The organism is Sphingorhabdus sp. YGSMI21 (assembly GCF_002776575.1).
Classification (GTDB): domain Bacteria; phylum Pseudomonadota; class Alphaproteobacteria; order Sphingomonadales; family Sphingomonadaceae; genus Parasphingorhabdus.
Genome location: NZ_CP022548.1, coordinates 3,747,254 through 3,769,956 on the forward strand (window position 1 = coordinate 3,747,254; position 22,703 = coordinate 3,769,956).

Here is a 22,703-nt window from a genome sequence, read left to right on the forward strand (position 1 = left end):
CCGTTGACAATCCCGATCGTGGCCGAAAATCATGCATAGGCATAGGGCCCGCCCTTTTCGAGCGCGGTCTGATATGCGGGACGCGCATGAATACGTTCCAGAAATGCCAGCAGATTGGGATAGCGCTCGTCGAGGCCAGCGCGCGACTGGCAGGCTTCAAGAGGGAAGCTCATCATGATATCGGCGGCGGTGAGCTCATCACCGGCGAAATAGTCACGGTCGGCCAGCTCGCTTTCCAGCCAGACCAGCAAGTGAGTGGTCATCTGCGACACCGGCTTGCGGGCCGGCAGGCCGAGCAGTCCGAGACGGCCAACCACCAGCAGACCATAGAGCGGCGGCATCATCGAACCCTCGGCAAAATGGAGATATTGATTATATAATCGAGAGCCCTTTTTTTCCGCAGGCGCGCCCAATTTTCCGCCAGCCTTGTCGACCAGATATTCGACGATCACCGCGGTCTCTATAATCACTTCGCCCTCGTCCTCGATCATCGGCGATTTACCCAGCGGATGCACAGCCTTCAGACTGGCCGGTGCTTTCTGGGTCTTGGGATTGCGCTCGTAACGCCTGATTTCATAATCGAGACCGAGCTCCTCGAGCAGCCAGATGATCCGCTGCGAACGGCTGTTTTCGAGATGATGGAGAATGATGGTCATAGCTATACTGGCCTTCCGGAAAGCGCAAAGTTTGTGAAAGTTCGGCCCAAGCAAGCCTCTTGAACCGCCAAATGTCAATCGTTTCCACGATTAAGCGATATGCCGGGTCGTCTAACATGACAGGCAAAAAAATGGGCCGTCCTCAATGTCGGGGGACAGAAGGACGGCCCTATGCCAGAGATCGCCTCGGGGGAGAGTGATCCGGCAAAGCTCGGGATTGATATATTTCTTCGTGCAGCCGCAGCGGCCACGGTCGGACGAGAAGCAGGTCCGTCAAACCGGCGGCAACTGTCGCCGGTTTGACGGTAAAATCACCTATTTTTCGTCATCACCGTCATCGGCCTTGCCAATCGGGCCCGTCATCATTTCTTCGGCCACTTCTTCCTGTTTGCCGCGAATCTGGTTTTCCAGCTTCGCCATCATTTCCGGATTCTCCAGAAGGAAGCGCTTTGAATTCTCGCGCCCCTGCCCGATGCGAACCGAATCATAAGAGAACCATGCACCGGATTTCTCGACCACGCCGGCCTTCACACCAAGATCGATAATCTCGCCGACCTTGGAAATGCCCTGACCGTACATGATGTCGAATTCCACCTGCTTGAAGGGCGGCGCGACCTTATTCTTGACGACTTTCACCCGCGTCGAGTTGCCGACAATATCGTCGCGTTCCTTGATCTGCCCGGTACGCCGGATGTCGAGCCGGACCGATGCATAGAATTTCAGCGCGTTGCCGCCCGATGTGGTTTCCGGATTTCCGTACATCACGCCGATTTTCATGCGGATCTGGTTGATGAAGATCACCATGCACTTGGAACGGCTGATCGAACCGGTCAGCTTGCGCAGAGCCTGGCTCATCAGGCGGGCCTGCAGACCAACATGGGTATCGCCCATTTCGCCCTCGATTTCAGCGCGCGGCACCAGGGCGGCAACCGAGTCGACCACCAATATGTCGATCGCATTGGAACGCACCAGCGTATCGGTGATCTCCAGCGCCTGCTCACCGGTATCCGGTTGCGAGATGATGAGTTCGTCGGTATTGACGCCCAGCGCCTTGGCATAGACGGGGTCGAGCGCATGTTCTGCGTCGACAAAAGCAGCGGTGCCGCCATTTTTCTGTGCCTCGGCGATGACATGCAACGCGAGCGTGGTCTTACCGGAGCTTTCCGGTCCATAAACTTCGATCACGCGTCCCTTTGGCAATCCCCCGATGCCGAGCGCAATATCCAGTCCCAGGCTACCCGTGGAAATGGCTTCTACTTCCAGTGCCTTGCGCTGGCCCAGCTTCATTGCCGAGCCCTTGCCGAAGGCACGATCGATCTGCGCCAATGCGGCGTCGAGAGCTTTTTGTCTGTCTGATGAGTTCAACTGATTTTCCGATTCTACGACTTTTAAATTGCCGGCCATTTGCCTGTCCCCTTCGCTAAATGCTTAACCATCATCAATCAATGATTGTGATGATGTACCGCATTTGTTCTCTAAGAACAAGAGTAGAACAAAATTTTCTTCCACCAATGCCAAATTATTGAATATTAGTCGAAATGCTTCCGCTTTCTAGTCTTCCTTGGCATGTTCGGCCAAAGTCTCCCCGACCGCTTCCGCAATTTGCGCCACCGAAAATGGCTTGGGCAGAAAATTCACCTTGTCGAGATCGATGGACTTGCGCAATTGCTCCTCGGCATAGCCCGACATGAAGAGGATCGGCAGGTCCGGATAGTTTTTGCGCACATGTTTAGCCATGGTCGGCCCGTCCATGTTCGGCATCACCACGTCGGAGACGATCAGGTCGAACGGCAGTTCCTTGTCCGCCTGCGTCGCGAGCAGGCCCAAAGCTTCCTCGCCCTCGCTGGCAGTAACCACCGTATAGCCCTGACGGGTAAGGGCCCGCTCGGCGACCGCGCGCACCATATCCTCGTCCTCGACCAGCAAGATATGGGCGCTGCCCCACAATTCCTTTTTCGCCGTGGCCTTGACCGGCAGCGAGTTGAGCGTCGCCCGGTCCAGATCGTCCTTGGTGGGCTGATGCACCGGAAAATAGATCGAGAAGGTGGTGCCGTCTCCGGGCTTGGAATCGGCAAAAATATAGCCGCCGGACTGCTTGATGATTCCGTACACCGTGGAAAGTCCGAGCCCCGTCCCCTTGCCGACCGCCTTGGTCGTGAAAAACGGTTCGAAAATCTTGCCGATCACATGAGGCGGGATGCCGTTTCCGGTATCGGAGAAGATCAGCGCCGTATAGTCACCGACCGGCAGGATATCGCTCTTCAGCGCCCGCACATCGGATGCCACCACTGCCTGGGTCGAGATCGAAATCTTGCCGCCGTTGGGCATGGCGTCACGGGCGTTGACGCCGAGATTGATAATCACTTGTTCGAGCTGTCCCGGATCCGCACGGACCAGTCCCAGATTACGGCCATGGCGCACTTCCAGTTCGATCGTCTCGTCGAGCAGACGCTTGAGCAGATTGGAGACATCGGCAACCACGTCGGGCAATTGCAACACTTGCGGCCGTAGCGTCTGCTGCCGCGAAAAAGCGAGCAGCTGCCGGGTCAGGCCGGCTGCCCGGTTGCTGTTATTCTTGACTTGCTGGATATCGTCATAGTCACTGTCGCCCGGCGCGTGACGGAGCAGCATCAGGTCGCAATGGCCGATGATGGCGGTCAGGATATTGTTGAAATCATGAGCGACGCCACCGGCAAGCTGGCCGACCGCCTGCATCTTGGTCGCCTGCGCCACCTGACTCTTCAGCTTCGATTCCTCGCTATTGTCGCGGATCGAGAGCAGCACCGCCGCCTCGCCCAGTCCGCGCACACCGGCAATACCCAGCGCCACGGGTTCCTCGCCGCCATTGCGCAGCCGCACCGCCAGATCGCCGGCCAGCGGCGGGCCGCTCGCATAGCGACGCACGGCATCGGAAACCGCCGACTTGTCATCGCGGATCATCAGGTCGCCGGGATAGAGCGGTTTTTCCTTTTCGCCAATGCCGGCGGTTTTCGCGAAAGCCTCGTTGAGAAACAGGAAGCGGCCGTCGCGATCCGTCAGGGCGAGCCCCAGCGGCAGCAGCGACAGCATCGATTCCACCTGTTCCAGCGCCTTGCCGCGCTCGACCATCCCGCCGTCATCGTCGATCAGCAGGATCAGCGCCGGCCCCTTTTCCTTTTCCCGGTCCAGTGGAACGTGGAAAAGACGCACCGGCGTCCCATGCCGCCCCTCGCGCTCGAAAAAGATCGTGCCCTTGTCATCAGACCGCAGGAAATTGATGAAATTGCGTCCGGTGATATTGGCATCGACCCGGCCGGTGGCGCGCAGGGCAAAGGCCTGATTGGACGCCCGGATCCGTCCCTCGCCACCGATCACGCTGGCCAATATGCCGACTTCCGAGAAGGCCCTGCCCCCGCCGCCACTGACCAGACTGACCATCTCGTCGAGCAGATCCTCCTGGATTTGCGGTATCATCTGCCAGAGCAAATATTCGTCGCCCTGTCCGGCACGAACGACTTTTGCGTTATATTCGGCGACGCCGCGCTTCAGCCCTTCGGCATAGCCGCGACCGTCGCGCCAGGCGGTTCGCCCCGCGGTAGCAAGCAGTTCGGCACCTCCCGCCTGCAAGGGCAGTTCAGGTGGAACAGCCGCGCCGTTGAACCATTTGGTAAAAAGCTCGTTGGCACAGACCAGCCGCCCGGCCCGGTCAGTAATCGCCAGGCCGATGGCGGACTGATCGGCCACCATGCGGGTAACCGCCCAGTCTTCGGGATCCGCCTGGTCCTGATCGGCGGCGATATTCTGCGGACGCAGGAAAAACGCGACACCCGCGAGGCTGAGCACCAGCGCGAGAAAGGCGATAAGCAGCGTGATATTCTGCACCTGCCAAAAGAGCAGCCCCGCCGAAGCGAGCACCGCTATAGCCAGAACCAGAGCCCGTGTCCTTACATCGCTCTGCGCCTTGCGCGTGCTGGGATTCAGCAGCCCGGTCTTGTGCTGCGGCTTACTCGCCATCATCTGCCCTGTTAGCCATGATTTTGATCAACCGCCCTTTCCGTTTCCGGCCAATCCACCAGCGCCAGCCAAATGAACTGACCAGATAGCCGACCGCCGCAAAAACGATCGCGAAAATCAGAAATCCGAACGCGGTCACCCCCGCTTCGCGCCCCAGCCAGCTCAGCCACTGGCCGAATTCACTCTGGATATGCGTGTTGATCGGCTGGCTCGATGTCATCGCATCGATCTGCAGGGCAAATTTTCCGGTCTGGTTGGCCGCAGCAATCCAGAACGGATAGGTCAGCGGGTTGGTAATGAACGTCGTGATCGCCGCGATCGGAACATTGGCCCGCACCGGAAGCGCCAGAAAGACCGCCGCAAATATCTGGCCCACCGGCACCAGAAAGGCGGCCAGCATCCCTAGGGCAACGCCGCGGGGTACCGAACGACGGGTAAAGCGCCACAATTCCGAACGCAGAAAGCGATGGGCAATCGGTTTGAGATATTTGTTCCGCTCCATCCCGGCGCGAGTCGGCATTTTCTTCTTCAACCAGTGGACCACGAGCATGATCGAACGCGCCGCAAAATCCTTGTCATGAATATTGGGCTTGGGATCAGCCATGTTCGCGCATCAGCCGGCCCTGCTGCCTTTTCCAGTCACGATCCTTTTCGGTCTGTCGCTTGTCGGGCGCTTTCTTGCCCCGCGCCAGAGCCAGTTCCAGCTTCGCCCGTCCCTTGCTGTTGAAATAGATGGACAGTGGCACAATCGTCATGCCCTTGCGCATCACCGCTCCGTGCAGCTTGTTGATCTGGCGTCGGCTCAGCAGCAGTTTGCGCGGGCGCGTCGGAGTGTGGTTGTGCCGGTTGCCATGACTCCATTCCGGAATATTGGCGTTGACCAGCCAGACTTCATCATCCTTCACCTCGGCATAGCTTTCGGCAATCGAACCGGAACCGAAGCGCAGCGATTTCACTTCCGTGCCGGTGAGCATGATCCCGGCCTCGAACTTGTCGTCCAGAAAATAGTCATAGCGCGCGCGCCGGTTTTCGGCGACGACCTTCTGCTTGTCAAATTCTTCTGGCCGCGGTTTTGCCATCAGATGAGCCCTGCCCCTTCCAGAGCAGCATCCACTGCCTTGCGGCTGGCCTCGGACGGCGGCGTCATCGGCAGGCGCAGGTCGGTCGAGAAATTCTCGAGCACCCGCGACATCGCATATTTGATCGGGCCGGGCGACGCGTCCGAGAAGAGCGACTTGTGCAGCGGATAGAGCACATCATTGAGCTCGCGCGCCTTGGCATAGTCGCCGGCGGCACAGGCAGCCTGGAACTCGGCGCACAATTTCGGTGCAACATTGGCAGTCACCGAAATGCAGCCGACACCGCCAGCAGCATTGAACGCGAGCGACAGTTCATCGACGCCGGAGAGCATCACGAAATCTTCGGCACAGTTCAGCCGGTGCGCGGTGACCCGGTCGAGGTCGCCGCTGGCATCCTTGATCGCCACGACGCTGGGCAGCTTTGACAGGGCCGCAACCGTGTCGGGCATGATATCCGTCACCGTTCGTGCCGGCACATTGTAGAGCACCAGCGGGAGATTGGTCTTCTGCGTCAGCGTGGTAAAATGCGCGGTGATGCCCTCCTGGTTGGGCCGGTTATAGTAAGGAGCGACGACGAGACCGGCGGCTGCGCCGCATTTCTTCGAAAAATTGAGGTGCAGCAAGGCATTGGTCGTGTCATTGGACCCGCAACCGGCGATTACCGGCACCCGGCCCGCTGCCTGCTCGATGCATATTTCTATGACCCGGTGATGCTCCGCATTGGACAATGTGGAAGCTTCCCCGGTTGTCCCGCAGGGCACCAGGGCGCTGCTGCCCTGGTCGATCTGCCAGTCTACCAGAGCGCGAAACTGGTCTTCGGCAAACGATCCGTCGCGAAAGGGAGTCGCCAGAGCCGGTATTGAGCCCGAGAACATCTAATAATCCTTTATGTTTGCCTTGGAAATTGGCAAAGCCGCCACCAAGTCATTTTCAATATTAACGGTGATATAGTTCGCCGTTCAGCGCCTGATAAGGAGCCTAACCGTAAAATGTCCAGCATGGTATCAAGATTTGTTATAGCGGCACTGCTTTTCAGCCCCGCCACCTGCATGGCAGCCGATAATATCGGCGAACAGATGGGCTGGCAAAATGAAAGTGCGGGCCTGTCCGATCCGACCGGCGGCAATGCCGTTCTCGGCCTGCAACGCTGGCGTGTGCTGACTCAATCCGACAATTATTCCTTCGAGGACTATGCCGGCTTTCTGGTAACTTTCCCGGGTTGGCCCGAAGACACGAGAATGCAGCGTAACGCCGAACAGGCGATCAATATCAACAGCTTCTCCCCTGCCCGCGTGCTCGCTTTCTTCAGCCGATTCGAGCCGACAACCAATGCCGGCGCCGCCAAATTTGCGATTGCCCTGCAGGCGACCGGGCAGCGGGAGCTCGCGGAAAAATGGGCCAGAACGGCTTGGCGCGGCGGCACCCTGACCGACGAGGACGAGGCAGCACTGATCTCGCGTTTCAGCTCGGCCTTCAGCATCGAGGATCATGACGCGCGTATGGACGCGCTATTATGGGCCAGGGCAACGCGCGATGCGGCGCGGCAAATTGGCTTTACGTCGCCTGCGCGCCGCCCGGTGTTCCAGGCGAGGCTCGCCCAGCTCACCGAATCCTTCGACGCCAATGACCAGGCCAGCGCGGTTGGCGGTATCGCCCGCGATGATGCCGGCTATCTGGCCGATCGCGCCCGCTATTTGCGCAATCAGGGACAAAGCGCGGCGGCGCGTCAGCTGCTCGCCACCCGTCCGCCGCTGCGCGTCAAACCCGCCTCGCCGGAAACCTGGTTCGAGGCAATACTGATAAATGCGGAAGCCGCTGCCAATGACCGGCAATGGTCGACGGCCTATAATATCGCCTCGAAAATCGAGGATGCCTATGCCGTGCCGACGCGGATCGCCGACCAGAATTCGCGTGTGCGGGACAAATATTCCGATCTTGCCTGGATTGCTGGCACAGCGGCGCTGAACGGTCTGCGCCAGCCCGCCATGGCGGTGCCGATGTTTGATCTGTACGCGCAATCCTATGACTCGCCCAATATTACGTCCAAGGGCTATTACTGGGCCGGGCGCGCTGCTGCCGAAGCCGGCCAGACCGAGCAGGCCAATGCCTATTTCGAGAAAGCAGCTGCTTTTCCGGACTATTTCTACGGTCAATTGTCGCTGGAACGGCTCGGGCGTCCGCTGCCGGAGTTTAACCGCAAGCCGGCGATCGAAATAACCGAGGAAGACCGCAAGGCCTATGACAGCGAGCCGCTGGTTATCGCGACCAAGGCTTCGATCCGCACCGGTCCGTGGAAAGAGCAGATCCGGTTTCACCGGGCGCTCGCCTATAATGCCAAGACAGCCAAGGACTATCTGCTGCTCAGCGATCTCTCGACCCGTATCGGAGCCCGTGATCTCGGCGTGATCAAGGGCATCAGCGCGCTGAGCGCCGGTGTCGGAGCGATCGACGAGACATCCTTCCCCACGATGCCTGTGCCCTTTGGCCATGAAAGCACCTGGACGCTGATTCACGCGATTACCCGGCAGGAAAGCCAGTTTGCCGAGGGCGCGATCAGCCACGCCGGCGCGCGCGGCCTGATGCAGTTGATGCCCGGCACCGCCCGCGAACAGTCCGGCAAGGCGAACCTCTCTTACAATCTCTCCTCGCTGACCGAGGACCCGCAATATAATATCCGTCTGGGCAGCGGCTATATCCAGCGGATGATGGACTATTATGGCGGCAGCTACCCGCTCGCCGTCGCCGCCTATAACGCCGGTCCCGGCAATGTGAACAAATGGCTGCGACGCAATGGCGACCCGCGGATGGGCGGGATCGACTGGATCCAGTGGATCGAGGATATCCCGATTTCCGAGACCCGCAATTACGTCAAGCGCGTGCTGGAAAATGTAGTGGTCTATGACACGAAAAACCCGAACGGCCCGACCATCCGCAGCGATACGCCACTAACCCGCTATATCGGGAAAAATTACAAGGGATGAGCATCGGTCCGGCCCGGTCGATGTCCCCTCTTCCAGGTGGAAGCTGCCTGTGAAATATCTACCCACGTTCCTGACCGCGATATTGGCGGCCGTCGCCCTGAATGCCTGCGCCACTCCCCATGAACGGGCCGCACAATCCGGGTTCACCGCCTGCGATGACCGGAATATGCACGCGAATCTGTCCGACAGCCTCTGTACCGAGATTACAGTCGACCACGGCGCGTTGCAGGACGAGCCCGTCAATCTGTTCGTGCGCAAATTCCCGGCGCGCGGCGACCACCAAGGCGAGATATGGCTGATCGCCGGAGGCCCTGGAGAATCCGGTGCCAGTTTCTACGCCGACATCAATTTCTTCAGACAGACGTTCGCCGGTTATGATGTCATGGTGCCCGACCATCGCGGCACCGGCTACTCGACGAAATTGTGTATGCCGGAGGAAACGCTGGATAGCCCGGACGGGCTGGCGCTCGCCGGCGCGGAATGGGGAAGCTGTTTCGAGCAGCTATATGCAGCTCCCGGGAGAGCCGGCCGCTTCAGCCGGAGAAACGCCGCGCTTGATCTCGACACACTTGTCTCGACATTGGGCTCGAAAGACAAAAGGCTGATTTACGGTGTCTCCTACGGCACGTCGCTGGTGCTCGAATATGCCAGGTTAGCTTCCACCGATATCGACGGTATCATTCTCGACTCGCTGACACCGGCCCCGTCCGATCATTCAAATGGCCTCTCCTATCGATCGCAGACCACCGACCGCGTCGGCATGGCCTTGCTCGACCGCTGCGCGACAGATAGCGATTGCAGTCTCGGCCCTGAAGCCGTCACAACCTACCGCGCCCTGCTCAAGCATCTCGACGCGGGCGCGGAAATTCCGGGCATGGATCGCGTTCCCAATGGTGATCTGCGCCAGTTCATGGGACTGCTTCTGGACGTGCCGGAGGCCCGCAACCGGATTCCCGATATCATCGCCGCGCTTTCGAACAGGGATCCCGCAGCCGGTCCCCTGATCGAGCAAGTCATCCAGAGCGCCGAAGCCCACTGGAGCGAGATCACCCGTTACGCGCAGGCGACATCGTCGATCCCCCTGTCGGCCATCATCACCGGTTCCGAATATAACAGCCGCCCTGATCTGACCGCCGAGAGACTGGCATCGGAAAAAGCGGAATTGGGCTTCACCAGCCCGCTCCCCGGCCTGCTGGTGAGCAACCAGTTCCCGCTTTACGAAGCGCCGCCGGCGCTGGCCGCACGCGCGACCCTGCCGCCGATATTGATCTTGCAAGGCACATTGGACGCGAAAACACCCTATGATGCAGCGATCAATCGCGCAGCCAGCCTAAGTACCCGTGGCCCGGTCGGGGTGCTGAGCCTCACCGACGCCCCGCACGCGGCCTATATCACCAGCCAGGATTGCCTGGCCAAGCCCCTTTCGCGCTTTGCCAATGACCCGACCGCGGTCAGTTCACAGACCTGTTCCCCGGAGAATGTCGCGATAACGTTCCGATAAAAAAGGCCGACAGCGAGCCAATAAATCCGCCTGCGGCTGTAACCTAATCGCCCGTCCGCCTGAATAGGCTCCCATACATCAGTTATTCCGGAGCATTCATGCCAGAGACGTCCCGCAGCATCGCCACATATTTATCCATCATGCTTCTGCTCACGGTGGCGACGCAAATATTCTATATCGCGACCCTTGGCGGCGTCGGGATTGTCGAGGGCTGGCCGTTGCGGTCGACCCTCTGGACCGCCGAAATTCTGCTGTTCACCGGCATCACGATCGCTTCGCTCGTCGCCCTGGTTCGTTCCCCGGCGATGCTATGGGGCTGGGCCGCTCTGGTCGTGGCAGGGGCGATCAATATCGTCCAGTCCGGCATCGGCCTGTCGATGTTTCTGCCGGCCGCCAAAGCCGGGCCCGAGTTCGCGCCGCTTATGGGCACCCTGCTCGCCGGTTCGTTTATGTTCTACAATCTGGCAAAGGCGATAATCGGACTGGCTGCCTTGCTCTTCGGACTATCCCTGTTTCGCAGCGACAAGACCAAAGTCCGGGCGATCGGCCTGATCAGCATGATCGCCGGCGTGATTGCCATGATCCTGAATATTGCCGCGGTATATCTGGGGCTCGGTGCCGTACCGTTTTCGGGTGCGAGCGGCGCCGTTGCTACATTTTTTGCAGCCTGCACAATCTGGTTACACACACGCATGGCGAGATGAGACAGGCCGGCAACTGAGCGGACGAAACACCAGCGCTACAAGTGCTAGTCCTTCGCCTCATAGCCGAACGCCTCGTGCGCCAGTTTCACCAGCTCCGGATCCGCGTCCGGCAGATGGGCCGGCAGGGCCGCTTCCAGCGTGTCGGCGACATGGGTCATGGCGGCGATGCGGGCGGATTTCTTGTTGTTTCCGGCGATCACCTTCCACGGCGCCCAGCGGGTGTCGGTATATTGGAACATGTCGTGCATGGCCTCGAGATATTCATCGCGCTTTGCCCGGTTGCGAAAATCCTCGGCGGTAATCTTCCAGCGCTTGTGCGGCGTATCGAGCCTTTTGGTCAGACGCGCGTCCTGTTCTTCCTGCGTCGTGTGGAAGAACAGCTTCACCAAATTGGTGCCGCCGTCGATCTGCTGTGCTTCAAATTCGTTGATCTCGTCATAGCCGCGCTTCCAGTCGGCCGGATCACAAAAGCCCTCCACACGCTCGACCAGCACCCGGCCATACCAGCTGCGATCGAAAACGCCTATTTCGCGGCTGCCCGGCAGTTTCTGCCAGAAGCGCCAGAGGAAATGGCGGTCTTTTTCTTCCTTGCTCGGTGCGCCGATCGGCCAGACATCATAATAGCGCGGGTCCCATTCGCCGGTCATCCGGCGGATCGTGCCGCCCTTTCCCGCCGCGTCCCATCCCTCGAACACCAGGATCGAACGGCTGCCGTGAATGATATGTTTGAAATGGATATGCGCCAGCCGGTCCTGCAGCGCTTTCAACGCCTCGCCATAGTCACCATCAAATTTTTCGGCGGATTCATAGTCGGACAGGTCTATGGTCATTCTCACTCCGTTCGCGCTCAGCTTGCCAACCCCGAGGGCGAGCACCGCTCAACAGCATCTATCGCATATCGCGAGCCTTTGACAAGCTCGGCACCGACAGGTCAATCCATATCCGCCACGTCCGGACGACAGGCGTGCAAACCCGTCACCTTCGCGGGAATTTCACGATGTTGCAGAGCGACGCAATTCCCATTCTTCCGAGGCGCGCCGGTGATCGCTGACGCGCCGCAAGGATTGTGTGACCTCCGACTTACCGGGCGCGAGCCTGTCCGCCTCTTCATACAGCATCAGCGCGGTTTCGAGGTCGCCGCGCTGTTCCGCGCAGAGGCCGCGATTGAACGTCAGCGAGATATGAACCTGACCGTTTCCAGCCGCTTCGTCCCACATCCGGCAGGCTTCCACCGGATCGCTCTTGGTCATCCTGATCGCCGCCTTGAAGAAATTTCCTTCGACCTTGCTCATGCCCTTGCGACTTTCCAATATCCGGATATCCTGACGATATTCTCGCGGGGCCAGATCATTGCGGACGGCGCCGGCGGTCTGCGAGACCATGTTGCGGATCACCGATTCGCTGCTGGCAAAATCCTCGTCATCGCCAAAGCAGATTGTCTGCTCTTGCTTGTCCGGGAAGCTTTCGGCGTAGAGACTGCGCCCGTCGCTATAGCGTGTCGCCCTGACCTGCGCGCGATAATCGATGATCCGGGTGAGGCAGTCGACCTTGATATTCTTGTGCGTGACGCATTTGCCTTTGTCGTTCCGTTCGACGCAGCGCCGCCGTTTCGCGGTTGTCTCATATTCTTCGACGCCGGCCGTCACATTGCCGGAAAGCGTCGCATCCGGTTGCACCGCAGAGCGCCCGCCAATCACCACGAAATAGGGTTCGTCATGAATATTGACCGCAGAGAGCCGGTCCTCCAGTTCAAAAGCCAGCGCCCGGCCATCGCTGCCGCCAAAACGCTCGATGGACAGGGATCCGATTTCTGCAAATTCGGGCGAATGCGCCGGCGCCATCCCCTCGATGGTGAGAACCTCTGCCTGCGCTGCACCTGAAAGGGCCAATGAGGCCGTGATTGCTGCGGTCACTAATCTGTTCATGTCCATCCCCCCCGAAACCAGTCGTTCACAATTATCGATGTGAAGATGAACGAAACATTAGCCGCTGATGATCAGTTCCGCAATCCGTTTCGGGTCCTGCATCGGCATGAAATGCGTAAGATCGGGCAGATAGACGTCGGTGCCATTGGCGAAACCGTCCGCAAGTCCGGGTGGAGTTGGTGACGTGGCGAAATCAAAAGCGCCATTTTGTTCGAGCTGCGGCGCGCGCAGAACCGTCACCGGCTGGGTAATAGCGTCGATCAGTGGCCACGGATCAACCGTAGCGCTGGTCGCATAGACCGACGCCTCGGTCTGCGGCGGACAGGCCAGCCGATAGCCGCCCTGCCCGTCCGGCAGCAAGCCATGGGCGCAATAATCGCGCAGGACCGCCGGGTCCCACAATTTATAGGGATGCCGGTCCTTGAACCGCTCGAACATTTCCTCCGGTCCGGTCCAGCTGTTGCGGCGTCTGGCGACCATTTCGTTGGTCGCGCTATAATCGGGCGGGTTTTGATAGACCGCCCGTTCCATGATCACCGGATCGACCAGAACCAGGCGCTCCACCAGCTCGGGATGGCTGGCCGCGACCTGCACCAGGCAATGGCCCCCCATGCTGTGGCCTGCTCCCACCGCAAAGCGAATGCCGAGCGATTGCACCAGTTCGGCGGTTGCGCCCGCAACATCGTCCCAGTCGGTGATGATCGGCGCGGCGCTGCGTCCGTGACCCAGCTGGTCAACCGCAATGACATGGGTGCCGTCCGGGAAGGCAGCGACGACCTGGTCCCAGCAGCGCGCGTGGAAACCTGTTGCGTGAAGCAGGAGGACGGATGGACCGTCGCCCGGCTTGCCCCATTCGAAATAGCAGATATCGCCGTGGGAAGACGCGAAATGATGTTGTTCGGGGATGATACTGGTCAATTCATAACTCCGTTCGTCTCCGGCATAGGCACAAGACATGTCCTGCTTCCCGACGTGTCTCGACTACGCTCGACACGAACGGAACTGCCTATAATGTTGAGGCTAGCCTTCCTTTGGCGGCTCGACCACCCGAATATGCAATTCCCGCAACTGTTTCTGCGACACGCCGCTCGGCGCGCTCATCATCAGGTCTTCGGCTTTCTGGTTCATCGGGAAGAGAACGACTTCGCGGATATTCGGCTCGTTCGCCAACATCATCACGATCCGGTCAACGCCCGGAGCCGAGCCACCATGCGGCGGCGCGCCATATTTCAGCGCGTTGATCATGCCGGAAAATTCGGTGTCGACCTGATCCTTGGTGTAACCGGCAATCTCGAAGGCCTTGTACATGATATCGGGCCGGTGGTTCCGGATTGCGCCGGAGGAGAGTTCGATGCCGTTGCAGACAATATCATATTGCCAGGCAAGAATATCGAGCGGGTCCTGATTTTCCAGCGCTTCCAGCTCGCCTTGCGGCATCGAGAAAGGATTGTGCGAGAAATCCAGCTTCTTCAGTTCGTCATCATATTCGAACATCGGATAGTCGACGATCCAGCAGAATTTGAACGCATTCTTGTCGATCAGGTCGAGCTGTTCCGCTGCTCTTGTCCGTGCCAGACCGGCTAGCTTCGCCGCATCGGCTTCCTTGCCGGCGGCAAAGAACACGCCGTCGTCAGGGCCACAGCCGAGATCGGCGAGCAGCTTGGCCGTGCCTTCCTCGCCATGATTCTTGGCAATCGGCCCGCCGGCCGCGCCTTCCTTCATGTTGATATAGCCAAGGCCGGCGAAACCTTCTGCGCGAGCCCAGTCATTCATCGCGTCAAAGAATTTACGGCTGTTCTTGCCCGCTTCCGGAGCGACAAAGGCACGCACGGTGCCGCCGGTCGAGGTGATCTTGTCGAACAGACCGAAGCCCGAGCCCTTGAAATGCTCGCTGACGTCCTGAATGATGATCGGGTTGCGCAAATCCGGCTTGTCATTGCCATATTTCAGCATCGATTCCTTGTAGGGAATGCGCGGAAATTCGCCAGCCGGGGTGACCGAACGGCCATTGGCAAATTCCTCGAACACACCGGCAAGAACCGGTTCCAGCGTCTGGAACACATCTTCCTGGGTGACAAAGCTCATCTCGAAATCGAGCTGGTAAAACTCGCCCGGCGAACGGTCGGCGCGGGCGTCTTCGTCGCGGAAACAGGGCGCGATCTGGAAATAGCGGTCGAAACCGGCGACCATCAGCATTTGCTTGAACATCTGCGGCGCCTGCGGCAGCGCGTAGAATTTGCCGGGATGGACGCGGCTCGGCACGAGATAGTCGCGCGCGCCTTCCGGGGACGAAGCGGTCAGGATCGGGGTCTGGAATTCGGTAAAGCCCTGTTCGGTCATCCGGTTGCGCAGACTGGCGATCACCTTCGAGCGCAGCATCATATTAGCGTGAACGCTTTCGCGCCGCAGGTCGAGGAAGCGGTAGCGCAGGCGGATATCCTCGGGATATTCCTGCTCGCCAAAGACCGGCATCGGCAATTCGTCGGCCGGGCCCTGCATGCTCACCGTGTCGGCGACCAGTTCCACATCGCCCGTTGGCAGATTCTTGTTCACCGTTTCGGCGTCGCGGGCGACAACCTTGCCGGTTACCGTGACGACCGATTCCACCCGCGCGCCGTCGAGCGTCTTGAACGCCTCGCTGCCGGTCTCGCTGACGATCTGGGTCAGACCGAAATGATCGCGCAGATCGACGAACAGCAGATTGCCATGATCGCGTTTGCGGTGAATCCAGCCGGACAGGCGGACTTCCTCGCCGACGTGCGAAGAGCGGAGCGCGGAACAATTGTGGGTGCGATATGCGTGCATGATAGACCTTTGGAATTGGGTGCTTTCCCAGATGGAAAGATTGCACGCGTAACACAGGTCTGCGGGCCATTTGTCAAGGCTTGAGATTGCCCGAACAGGCTGTGCGCCGCGCCTGATGCGGTGTTTTGCGAGGGATAAGGCTGTCGCCGCCGAAAGCTCTGCAACAGGCGCAAGGTGTCAGCGGCCCACGATAGCTTTGCTAAACGCTCAAGCCTGGCTGTCCTTACGATCTTTTAGCGGATAGTCTTCGGGCCGAACCGTGGAAACATTGGGACGGTCGCTCACCTTTTCCGGGGCCTGGCCGCCGGGAGTCGCATTATCGTCCTTGTTTTCCGGTACATTGTCGGCGTCTCCGTATGTACCGCCGGCCTTGCCCTTATCCATGCCGTAGGAACTGTCCGGTCGATGCGGAGTACCGGGCGCTGCCCCGGGGTTCAGTCGCTCATATTCGTGCGAATGTCCGGCTTTCTTCTTGTCAATCTTCGCCATGGGGGACTCTCCATTATGTTGTGTCATAATAGAATTACGCGGCCATCGCAGGATAGTTCCGCCCTTATGGACAAGCGACCTCTATGGCATCCTTCGCAACGCGGACCTGGACTGGCGTGGTTGCCAGTACTTCGCCATCGATCGAAATCTTCAGCTTCGGTATGGTCTCCAGATGAAAGGATGTTCCGGAAAATTCGCGCGTGTTGGCGTTCCGGTCTCTCAGCTTGAGCGCTTTAGCAAACCAGTCCCACATGAGCTGGATTTTACTCTTTCCGACCACGGCCTGGATCACGATCTGCCCGCTGTCGATTTCCGCATCGTCGGACAATTCCAGACCGCCATGATAGGGTCCGTTCAAAATCCGCACTTCGGTTGACCATAATGCATGCTTTTCTGCGCCATCATCGATCATCAGCCTGAACGGCCGGAAGCCGATGAGGCATTTCAGGGCCCAGAACAGATAGCCGAAACGACCCAGATAGCGCTTCAAATCGTGCGGTACCGTTTCCCCGATGATCGGGGAAAGGCCCAGGGACGCAGCGTTTACAAAATAGTCATCATCGATCATGCCAAGGTCAATCGGCTTGCGATGCCCGTGCGCGATGACATCAATGGCCCCCTCCAGATCGAGCGGCAAGCCCAGCGTTCGCGCTGAACTATTGGCGGTCCCCAGCGGCAATATGGCGAAGACGCAACCGGTACCGACAAATTCGTCCACCACGCCGGAAAGCGAACCATCCCCGCCGCCGACGATAACCATCGGGGCGTTCTGAATCGCTCGGCGGACAATTTCCTGAATATTGTCAGGATTCTCGACAGCCTTTGCGTCGAGTAGATTAATGCCGGCTTCAGCGAGCTTTGCTTTCGCCTCGTCGAACTGGTCTTCTCCCTTCCGGGATCCGGCGTTGACAACGAGGATGGCGTCCCGCGGGAGAGAATTGTTTTTCATGGAGAGAATACGCCGCGGCGGATGTTTGGATGCACGATGAAACCACTTTATGTTTCAACCGTTAGACCTGCATGGCACGGATCGCACATCTATCTGACATTCACTTTGGCGCAAATGACCCCACCATCGTTGCAGCAACGATCGACTGGCTGAAAGAGAAACAGCCTGATCTTGTCATCATCAGCGGTGACCTGACCCAGCGCGCGCGCGAGGGTCAATTTCACGATGCCGCCGAATATCTCCGGGCACTGCGGGAAAACGGGCACAAATTGCTGGTCGTCCCCGGCAATCATGACATTCCCCTATATGATGTTTTCCGGCGCTTCGCTTCGCCGCTAAGACGGTACAAACGTCATATTGCTCAGGACCTGTGTCCCTGGGTGGAAACGGATGAAGCCGCCATCTTGGGAATCAATACCGCCCGATCCCTCACGATCAAGGATGGCCGGATCAACCACGACCAGATGCAGCTCATTCGCCGACGATTCAAAGGCGTTGCACCTCATAAAACGCGAATTCTGGTTACCCACCATCCATTGTTTGAACTGCCCATTGGCCAAGGCAACGAGCTTAGCGAAGCCGTGGGACGACAGGAAGATGCCCTTCAGGCGATAGCCGACGCCGGCATTCATCTGACGCTGGCGGGCCACTTCCACCGCACCTATGCCGAAGCCGCCAGCAAAATGGTCGCTGAAGCCGGCCCCACCCTGGTGATCCAGGCGGGTACGGCGACGTCGACCCGTCTGCGCAATCAGGAGCCGCAAAGCTTCAACTGGCTGCACGTCGAACCAGACAACCGGATGGAATTGCAGGTGATCGTCTGGAATGGCGAAGGATTCCAGCGTGCAAGCCACGTCGGGTTTTCGCTGGACGGAAATCAATGGCATTCGGAAGAATTGTCCACTCACGAACCGGCTACGGGTGATTTCCGTGGCGCAAAAACGCCATCGGCCGCAGTCGGTCGCTGAAGATCGGAACGGTGACGGATGCTAAAGCCTAGATCAGCCCCAATTTGACCAGTTCATCATTCGCAAACACCTGCCGGTCGGCGGGCTCCGGCATCACTTGCGCCTGTGCCCATTTCCAGTCGGCAAAATTCTGCCCATAGTCCTGCTTCACCCGCCGCTCGTCGAGATTGTTGGTTTTTCCCCAATGGCGTGTGAAGGGAATCCCGGCATCGTCGAGCGCCTCAATCACTTTCTTGTAACCTTTATGGCTGGATTCGACATTGGGCCCGTCAAAGTCGATAACCACATTGTCCGGCCAGTGCGCGGGTGCGAGCAGACCTTCTGCCTGCTTGACGAAACGCAGGGTGACAACCGTACCGCCGCCACCGCGCCTGAAACTATTTATAATCAAATCAAAAACTTCACTCAGCTTTTTACGATCAAGTGTCACTGATCCGTTGAACAGACTAGCAATCGGTGAATGTTCTTCGGTGGTATGCCCCCAGGTGGCGATGGCCGGCGGATCGTCGACATCGCGATTGTCGGGATAGCCCTGTTCCATCGCAAATTGCATGATCGCGCCCTTGAACAGGTCGCTTTGCGCCATTGCCTTTCCGAGCAGGGTCAGCGCGTCATAGCCGGCCCCCATGTCCCGCGGCGGCGGCGGCGGGATGCTGGCGTCGAAGGGCCGCTTGTAGAGAAAACGCAACAGGCATTTTTTGTCGAAAGGGTCGAAAGGATTGAGGATAACCTGCTGAAAATAAGGGTCTTCATTCAGGCCGAACGCGCAGGAAAATTTCTTGAATTCGCCGCGGCACAGCCAGTCGATATGCTCGCGCTTTATCGTCGCTGCCTTCTGGATATTCTGCACCATATAGATCGGATCGGTCTCGATCAGCATCGCGGTGACAAAGCCCATCGCCCCGACGTGCAACTGGGCGGCGGCAAAGATCCGGTCATCGCGGATGATCTCCGATCCGGTCTGCGCGATGAACGCATCCGACAGCATCGCTTTTGCCGGCGCGATCCACAATATCCGTTCCGGCGTCACCAATTGTACAGCCCGGACATGATCCTGAATACCGCCCGCCTGCCAGACGCTGCCGTGGGTTCCGGTTGCACAGGCACCGGCAAAACTCTGGCCATTGCTCGCCCCGCCGGTGCGCAGGGACCGGCCAATCTCTTCGGCACTTTCGTAAACTTCGTCAACCGTTGCGCCGGCCTGCACCAGCAACAGTGCTTCCGCGGCAACTTCGCAATCTTCATGCAGATCTTTGGCCGACAATTTATAAGTCCGGTTGAGCCGCAACGTCTCGACCAGCCAGCCATCCTCCACCACATTGATCGGCGACGGCGACCAGCCTGCCCCGATCGGCCTTACGGGAATCTGATATTGTTTCGCTTCCTGAAGCAGCGCCAATACTGTCTCTGCCACACCTTTCAGATGCGCCCGACCATTTCTCTCGTCGCCGTTGGCCAGTTCGATCCGGTCCTTGAGATTGCATTCCGCGGTTTCGTGATAATTGGCCCAGACTTGCTGGCCGAGATGAACAACCCGCGCCATCAGGCTTCTCCCACGTCATGGTCACCGGCATAGCAACGATAGGCGATGCTCACCTTCCGGACAAAGCCGAAGGTTACCAGACAGACCAGAACAGCCTTGCCGGTCATGAAAAACCGCATGTCATTTATGCCAAGCTGATAGCAGTCATCAACTTGCAGGGATCGTCCCCGCCGCGACGCGAAGCCCCAGGCCAATATCGTGATCTCGATTGTTTTGCCGCCGACCGGCCGCGGATCGGCAACCGCCAGACAGGCATCACCCCACAGCGCCATAATCTGCCCCAGCAATAGCAATGCCAGCGCACCGATCAGAACCAGTGACCAAAATGTCATGATTTCCCCCAAATTTTATCCTGCACCCACGAATTGTTTGCGGGATGAGCCGCCCGCTGTATAGGATAAAAATGCACATCCATAATTTGCTGACGACCAATCAGGACATCGCCGATATCTGCACTCGCTTTGCGACTGCCGACTTCGTGGCAGTTGATACAGAGTTCATGCGCGAGAATACCTATTGGCCCATTCTCTGCCTCATCCAGATTTCCGATGGCAAGGAAGCCGCGGCGATTGATCCGCTGGCGAAAGGTGTCGACCTTGGTCCCCTTATGGAATTGCTGGTCAATAACGAGAATGTGCTCAAGGTTTTTCATGCCGGAGGACAGGATGTCGAAATCATCCACAATATCACCGGAAAGACCCCGCACCCGATATTTGACACCCAGATTGCCGCGATGGCCATCGGCCAGAGCGAACAGATCGGCTATGCCAATCTCGTCGATAGTTGGCTGGGCATCACCCTGGACAAGGGCGCGCGCTTCACCGACTGGTCGCGGCGTCCGCTGAACGCGCGTCAACTGGAATATGCGGTGGCCGACGTCACTCATCTCGCCAAAATTTTCCCGATGATGCTGGACAAATTGCGCGAGACTGGCCGGGGCATGTGGATCAATGCCGAAATGGAAAAGCTCGCCGATCCCGATAATTATGTCAATGATCCGGAAAAATCCTGGCTAAGGGTCAAATCGCAGGGCCGCAATCTGGAGATGCTTGGGAGGCTGAAAGCGATTGCAGCCTGGCGGGAGACCGAAGCCCAATCCAAGGATCTGCCACGCGGCCGGATTATGCGCGATGAAACGCTGGCGGATATTGCAGCCCATCCTCCCAAGGATCAGAACAAGCTGGGACAGGTCCGCGGACTATCGTCCGGCTGGAAAAACAATGATATCGGCGCACGGCTGATGGAAGTGATCGAACAGGCGGAACCGCTATCGCGCGACGACTTGCCGCTGAAAATCGGCCGGCGCCCCAAGAATGGCAAATCCAACGCGCTGGTTACCGACTTGCTCAAACTGTTGCTCAAGATCCGGTCGGCGGAAATGAACGTCGCCTCCAGACTGCTGGCCCGCGCCGATGATCTGGAACGGATCGTTGCCGGCGAGCGCGAAGACGTGCCGCTGCTCGAGGGTTGGCGCTACGAAGAATTTGGCCGGGACGCGCTGGATCTGGTTGAAGGCAGGGTGAGCTTCACGGTCAAGGACGGAAAACTCAAAATGACCCACCAGCAAGAAGGCGATAACGCCGAAGCGGAATAGCTAGACGGCAGTCATCACCGGTTCCAAACCCATCATGTTGGCCAGATGGCCATGCCGCTTGGCAACCGCGTCACCATAGAGATGGACGAGATCACCGGCTATCGTCAGTTCCAGCTGTTTCCCGGACTTGCGGATTTGCGTCTGTTCCAGCGGGTTGCGGGTACCGCCGCTCAACCGCTGCGCCAGGCGCATCGCCAAGCCCCAGCTGATCGCCCGCTGTGTCGCCTGATCGCTGGCGAGTTTACCGCCGCCGGGGAAAATATGATTGCCGCCCCCGAAACTGGTATAGAGTGCCTGCCCCAGCATCTCGCGTTCCGGACCGCTGATCGCCACCCAGTTGCCGTGCAATCCGATTTCCAGTCCGCGCTCCGCGCGAAAATTCGGGTTTGCGCGCCACGCAACATCACCGAGATTGCAGGCCGCCTGCCGAATTCGGTGCCATTCGACCGGATCCTCGGAGAATATATCGGCGATCCATTTGCCGAGCAATTTGCTGTTGGCCGGGAAGCGGGCCTGTGCCGCACCGGCATCTTCGGTCGCCAGCAAGAGCGGATCGCGCGCTGCTTCCTGCTTGCTGATGCTCTGGTACAGCAGCCCTTCTCGCACACCATAAGCAGAGACAACCATCTTGCTGCTGTTGAGATAACGCACCAGCATCGACAAAAGCCATGCGGCATCCTTTAGGGTCGGTATCCGCGAACTCGAAAGCCCAGGCACATTCTTGAGCTTTTCCTTGTTCAGACGGGCAAGCCTGCTGACGAGCCGTTGCGCGCGCCGCGGTTCCATCTCGTAATTGTGGATGACCGGAAGCGGATAATGGCTGTCAAACATGTCAAGCCGGGCCAGAGATCGCCAGGAACCGCCGACCAGATAGAAAGGAAGTCCCTGAGCCTGCTTCTCCCAGCCGGTCTTTTTGAGCATCTTGCGGACTTGCCTCTTGAGCGCATCCTGCCCCTTCGCACGCAGGTCCGCGACCCTGAGCACGCCCAGCGGGAAGGAATAGCGTTCCAGCACTTTGCCCTTCTCGATCATCGCCAGTTCCAGACTGCCACCGCCGAGATCACCAACTATACCCTTGGCATGCGGTATGCCGGAAATAACGCCGAGTGCTGCCGATTCCGCCTCTTCTTCACCCTGCAGAACCACAACGTCATAGCCGATCTCGCGCGCCGCTTTTAGCAAATCCTTGCCATTGCTGGCGTCCCGCACCGCAGCGGTCGCGAAACTCTTGACGCTGTCGACTTCCATTTCCATGCACAGGCAATGGAAGCGCTTCAGTCCGCGCACCGCGAGCGCCATTGAATCCTTGGCGATCGCACCGGTGGTCGACAGTTCCCTGCCGAGCCCGGCCATTACCTTCTCATTGAACAATATTGCCGGAACCCTAGCCGGCCCCTGATAGACAACAAGTCGGATGGAGTTTGAGCCGATATCGACTATCGCCGTACGCTGGCGACCATGTTTTTTCCTCATCTGGACAGGGAAGAAATCAGCGCCTTTTTGTCCCGGCATGCTG

At 58.7% G+C, this 22,703-nt stretch carries 21 protein-coding genes; 6 read left to right on the plus strand and 15 right to left on the minus strand.

The features are described from left to right. Positions 1-29: 29 nt before the first annotated feature. Positions 30-656, minus strand: coding sequence for a glutathione S-transferase (locus CHN51_RS17955; protein WP_100095242.1), 627 nt, complete (start codon positions 654-656; stop codon positions 30-32). Between the two features lie 171 nt (positions 657-827). Between CHN51_RS17955 and CHN51_RS20350 the strand changes: the two genes are divergently transcribed. Beyond that, positions 828-959, plus strand: coding sequence for a hypothetical protein (locus CHN51_RS20350; protein ID WP_276308607.1), 132 nt, complete (start codon positions 828-830; stop codon positions 957-959). 12 nt (positions 960-971) lie between these two features. Here the strand turns inward: CHN51_RS20350 and recA are convergent, their stop codons facing one another. The 5 genes from recA to dapA all read right to left on the minus strand — a co-directional run bounded on the left by recA (position 972) and on the right by dapA (position 6,603). Next, on the minus strand, positions 972-2,060 hold the full coding sequence (recA, locus tag CHN51_RS17960) for a recombinase RecA (protein WP_100095243.1): 1,089 nt from the start codon (positions 2,058-2,060) through the stop codon (positions 972-974). Between the two features lie 147 nt (positions 2,061-2,207). After that, complete coding sequence (locus CHN51_RS17965; protein ID WP_240616796.1) at positions 2,208-4,652, minus strand: response regulator; 2,445 nt, start codon at positions 4,650-4,652, stop codon at positions 2,208-2,210. Next, positions 4,639-5,253, minus strand: a complete 615-nt coding sequence (locus tag CHN51_RS17970) for a DUF2062 domain-containing protein (protein WP_240616797.1) — start codon at positions 5,251-5,253, stop codon at positions 4,639-4,641. The genes CHN51_RS17965 and CHN51_RS17970 overlap by 14 nt, the downstream gene beginning before the upstream one ends. Beyond that, the gene (smpB, locus tag CHN51_RS17975) at positions 5,246-5,728 is read right to left on the minus strand and encodes an SsrA-binding protein SmpB (protein ID WP_100095244.1); all 483 of its coding nucleotides are present in this window, start codon (positions 5,726-5,728) and stop codon (positions 5,246-5,248) included. Before smpB ends, CHN51_RS17970 begins: the two co-directional genes overlap by 8 nt. Further along, positions 5,728-6,603 carry a 4-hydroxy-tetrahydrodipicolinate synthase gene (gene dapA / locus CHN51_RS17980; RefSeq protein WP_100095245.1) on the minus strand — a complete coding sequence of 292 codons (876 nt, stop codon included), beginning with the start codon at positions 6,601-6,603 and terminating at the stop codon, positions 5,728-5,730. Before dapA ends, smpB begins: the two co-directional genes overlap by 1 nt. 114 nt (positions 6,604-6,717) lie before the next feature. Here dapA and CHN51_RS17985 point away from each other — a divergent pair, with 114 nt between their 5' ends. The 3 genes from CHN51_RS17985 to CHN51_RS17995 all read left to right on the plus strand — a co-directional run bounded on the left by CHN51_RS17985 (position 6,718) and on the right by CHN51_RS17995 (position 10,914). Continuing rightward, positions 6,718-8,709 (plus strand): lytic transglycosylase domain-containing protein, encoded by a 1,992-nt coding sequence (locus CHN51_RS17985; protein ID WP_100095246.1) that lies wholly within the window; start codon positions 6,718-6,720, stop codon positions 8,707-8,709. Between the two features lie 49 nt (positions 8,710-8,758). Continuing rightward, positions 8,759-10,210, plus strand: a complete 1,452-nt coding sequence (locus CHN51_RS17990; RefSeq protein ID WP_100095247.1) for an alpha/beta fold hydrolase — start codon at positions 8,759-8,761, stop codon at positions 10,208-10,210. Positions 10,211-10,308: 98 nt separating this feature from the next. Then, positions 10,309-10,914, plus strand: coding sequence for a hypothetical protein (locus tag CHN51_RS17995; protein ID WP_100095248.1), 606 nt, complete (start codon positions 10,309-10,311; stop codon positions 10,912-10,914). Positions 10,915-10,958: 44 nt separating this feature from the next. On the opposite strand, the gene CHN51_RS18000 is transcribed toward CHN51_RS17995, so the two are convergent. The 6 genes from CHN51_RS18000 to CHN51_RS18025 form a co-directional block, all read right to left on the minus strand. Beyond that, positions 10,959-11,744: a polyphosphate kinase gene (locus CHN51_RS18000; protein WP_100095249.1), complete on the minus strand. Its 786-nt coding sequence runs from the start codon at positions 11,742-11,744 to the stop codon at positions 10,959-10,961. Between the two features lie 162 nt (positions 11,745-11,906). Then, complete coding sequence (locus CHN51_RS18005) at positions 11,907-12,839, minus strand: hypothetical protein (protein ID WP_123906360.1); 933 nt, start codon at positions 12,837-12,839, stop codon at positions 11,907-11,909. Positions 12,840-12,896: 57 nt separating this feature from the next. After that, the gene (locus CHN51_RS18010) at positions 12,897-13,757 is read right to left on the minus strand and encodes an alpha/beta hydrolase (protein ID WP_240616798.1); all 861 of its coding nucleotides are present in this window, start codon (positions 13,755-13,757) and stop codon (positions 12,897-12,899) included. A gap of 102 nt (positions 13,758-13,859) precedes the next feature. Continuing rightward, on the minus strand, positions 13,860-15,644 hold the full coding sequence (aspS, locus tag CHN51_RS18015; RefSeq protein ID WP_100095252.1) for an aspartate--tRNA ligase: 1,785 nt from the start codon (positions 15,642-15,644) through the stop codon (positions 13,860-13,862). A 207-nt stretch (positions 15,645-15,851) separates the two neighbouring features. After that, positions 15,852-16,133, minus strand: a complete 282-nt coding sequence (locus CHN51_RS18020) for a hypothetical protein (RefSeq protein WP_100095253.1) — start codon at positions 16,131-16,133, stop codon at positions 15,852-15,854. A gap of 64 nt (positions 16,134-16,197) precedes the next feature. Further along, complete coding sequence (locus CHN51_RS18025; protein ID WP_100095254.1) at positions 16,198-17,082, minus strand: diacylglycerol kinase family protein; 885 nt, start codon at positions 17,080-17,082, stop codon at positions 16,198-16,200. Between the two features lie 71 nt (positions 17,083-17,153). On the opposite strand from CHN51_RS18025, the gene CHN51_RS18030 reads away from it, so the two are divergent. Then, positions 17,154-18,050 (plus strand): metallophosphoesterase, encoded by an 897-nt coding sequence (locus CHN51_RS18030; RefSeq protein ID WP_100095255.1) that lies wholly within the window; start codon positions 17,154-17,156, stop codon positions 18,048-18,050. 28 nt (positions 18,051-18,078) lie between these two features. On the opposite strand, the gene CHN51_RS18035 is transcribed toward CHN51_RS18030, so the two are convergent. Continuing rightward, entirely contained in the window at positions 18,079-19,593 is a 1,515-nt protein-coding gene (locus tag CHN51_RS18035) for an FAD-binding protein (RefSeq protein WP_100095256.1), read from the minus strand. After that, positions 19,593-19,925 (minus strand): hypothetical protein, encoded by a 333-nt coding sequence (locus tag CHN51_RS18040; RefSeq protein ID WP_100095257.1) that lies wholly within the window; start codon positions 19,923-19,925, stop codon positions 19,593-19,595. Before CHN51_RS18040 ends, CHN51_RS18035 begins: the two co-directional genes overlap by 1 nt. 71 nt (positions 19,926-19,996) lie before the next feature. Here CHN51_RS18040 and rnd point away from each other — a divergent pair, with 71 nt between their 5' ends. After that, positions 19,997-21,187 (plus strand): ribonuclease D, encoded by a 1,191-nt coding sequence (gene rnd / locus CHN51_RS18045; protein WP_100095258.1) that lies wholly within the window; start codon positions 19,997-19,999, stop codon positions 21,185-21,187. Here the strand turns inward: rnd and CHN51_RS18050 are convergent, their stop codons facing one another. Further along, the gene (locus CHN51_RS18050; protein WP_100095259.1) at positions 21,188-22,699 is read right to left on the minus strand and encodes a Ppx/GppA family phosphatase; all 1,512 of its coding nucleotides are present in this window, start codon (positions 22,697-22,699) and stop codon (positions 21,188-21,190) included. Positions 22,700-22,703 lie beyond the last annotated feature (4 nt).

Bases quoted from the DNA above. Each gene is read 5' to 3' on its own strand.
- CHN51_RS18040 (WP_100095257.1), bottom strand. From the start codon at position 19,925: ATGACATTTTGGTCACTGGTTCTGATCGGTGCGCTGGCATTGCTATTG.
- CHN51_RS18000 (WP_100095249.1), bottom strand. From the start codon at position 11,744: ATGACCATAGACCTGTCCGACTATGAATCCGCCGAAAAATTTGATGGT.
- CHN51_RS18005 (WP_123906360.1), bottom strand. From the start codon at position 12,839: ATGAACAGATTAGTGACCGCAGCAATCACGGCCTCATTGGCCCTTTCA.
- rnd (WP_100095258.1), top strand. From the start codon at position 19,997: ATGCACATCCATAATTTGCTGACGACCAATCAGGACATCGCCGATATC.
- CHN51_RS17955 (WP_100095242.1), bottom strand. From the start codon at position 656: ATGACCATCATTCTCCATCATCTCGAAAACAGCCGTTCGCAGCGGATC.
- CHN51_RS17970 (WP_240616797.1), bottom strand. From the start codon at position 5,253: ATGGCTGATCCCAAGCCCAATATTCATGACAAGGATTTTGCGGCGCGT.
- CHN51_RS17985 (WP_100095246.1), top strand. From the start codon at position 6,718: ATGTCCAGCATGGTATCAAGATTTGTTATAGCGGCACTGCTTTTCAGC.
- CHN51_RS18025 (WP_100095254.1), bottom strand. From the start codon at position 17,082: ATGAAAAACAATTCTCTCCCGCGGGACGCCATCCTCGTTGTCAACGCC.
- CHN51_RS18050 (WP_100095259.1), bottom strand. From the start codon at position 22,699: ATGCCGGGACAAAAAGGCGCTGATTTCTTCCCTGTCCAGATGAGGAAA.
- CHN51_RS18020 (WP_100095253.1), bottom strand. From the start codon at position 16,133: ATGGCGAAGATTGACAAGAAGAAAGCCGGACATTCGCACGAATATGAG.
- dapA (WP_100095245.1), bottom strand. From the start codon at position 6,603: ATGTTCTCGGGCTCAATACCGGCTCTGGCGACTCCCTTTCGCGACGGA.
- aspS (WP_100095252.1), bottom strand. From the start codon at position 15,644: ATGCACGCATATCGCACCCACAATTGTTCCGCGCTCCGCTCTTCGCAC.
- recA (WP_100095243.1), bottom strand. From the start codon at position 2,060: ATGGCCGGCAATTTAAAAGTCGTAGAATCGGAAAATCAGTTGAACTCA.
- CHN51_RS17995 (WP_100095248.1), top strand. From the start codon at position 10,309: ATGCCAGAGACGTCCCGCAGCATCGCCACATATTTATCCATCATGCTT.
- smpB (WP_100095244.1), bottom strand. From the start codon at position 5,728: ATGGCAAAACCGCGGCCAGAAGAATTTGACAAGCAGAAGGTCGTCGCC.
- CHN51_RS18035 (WP_100095256.1), bottom strand. From the start codon at position 19,593: ATGGCGCGGGTTGTTCATCTCGGCCAGCAAGTCTGGGCCAATTATCAC.
- CHN51_RS17965 (WP_240616796.1), bottom strand. From the start codon at position 4,652: ATGATGGCGAGTAAGCCGCAGCACAAGACCGGGCTGCTGAATCCCAGC.
- CHN51_RS20350 (WP_276308607.1), top strand. From the start codon at position 828: ATGCCAGAGATCGCCTCGGGGGAGAGTGATCCGGCAAAGCTCGGGATT.
- CHN51_RS18030 (WP_100095255.1), top strand. From the start codon at position 17,154: ATGGCACGGATCGCACATCTATCTGACATTCACTTTGGCGCAAATGAC.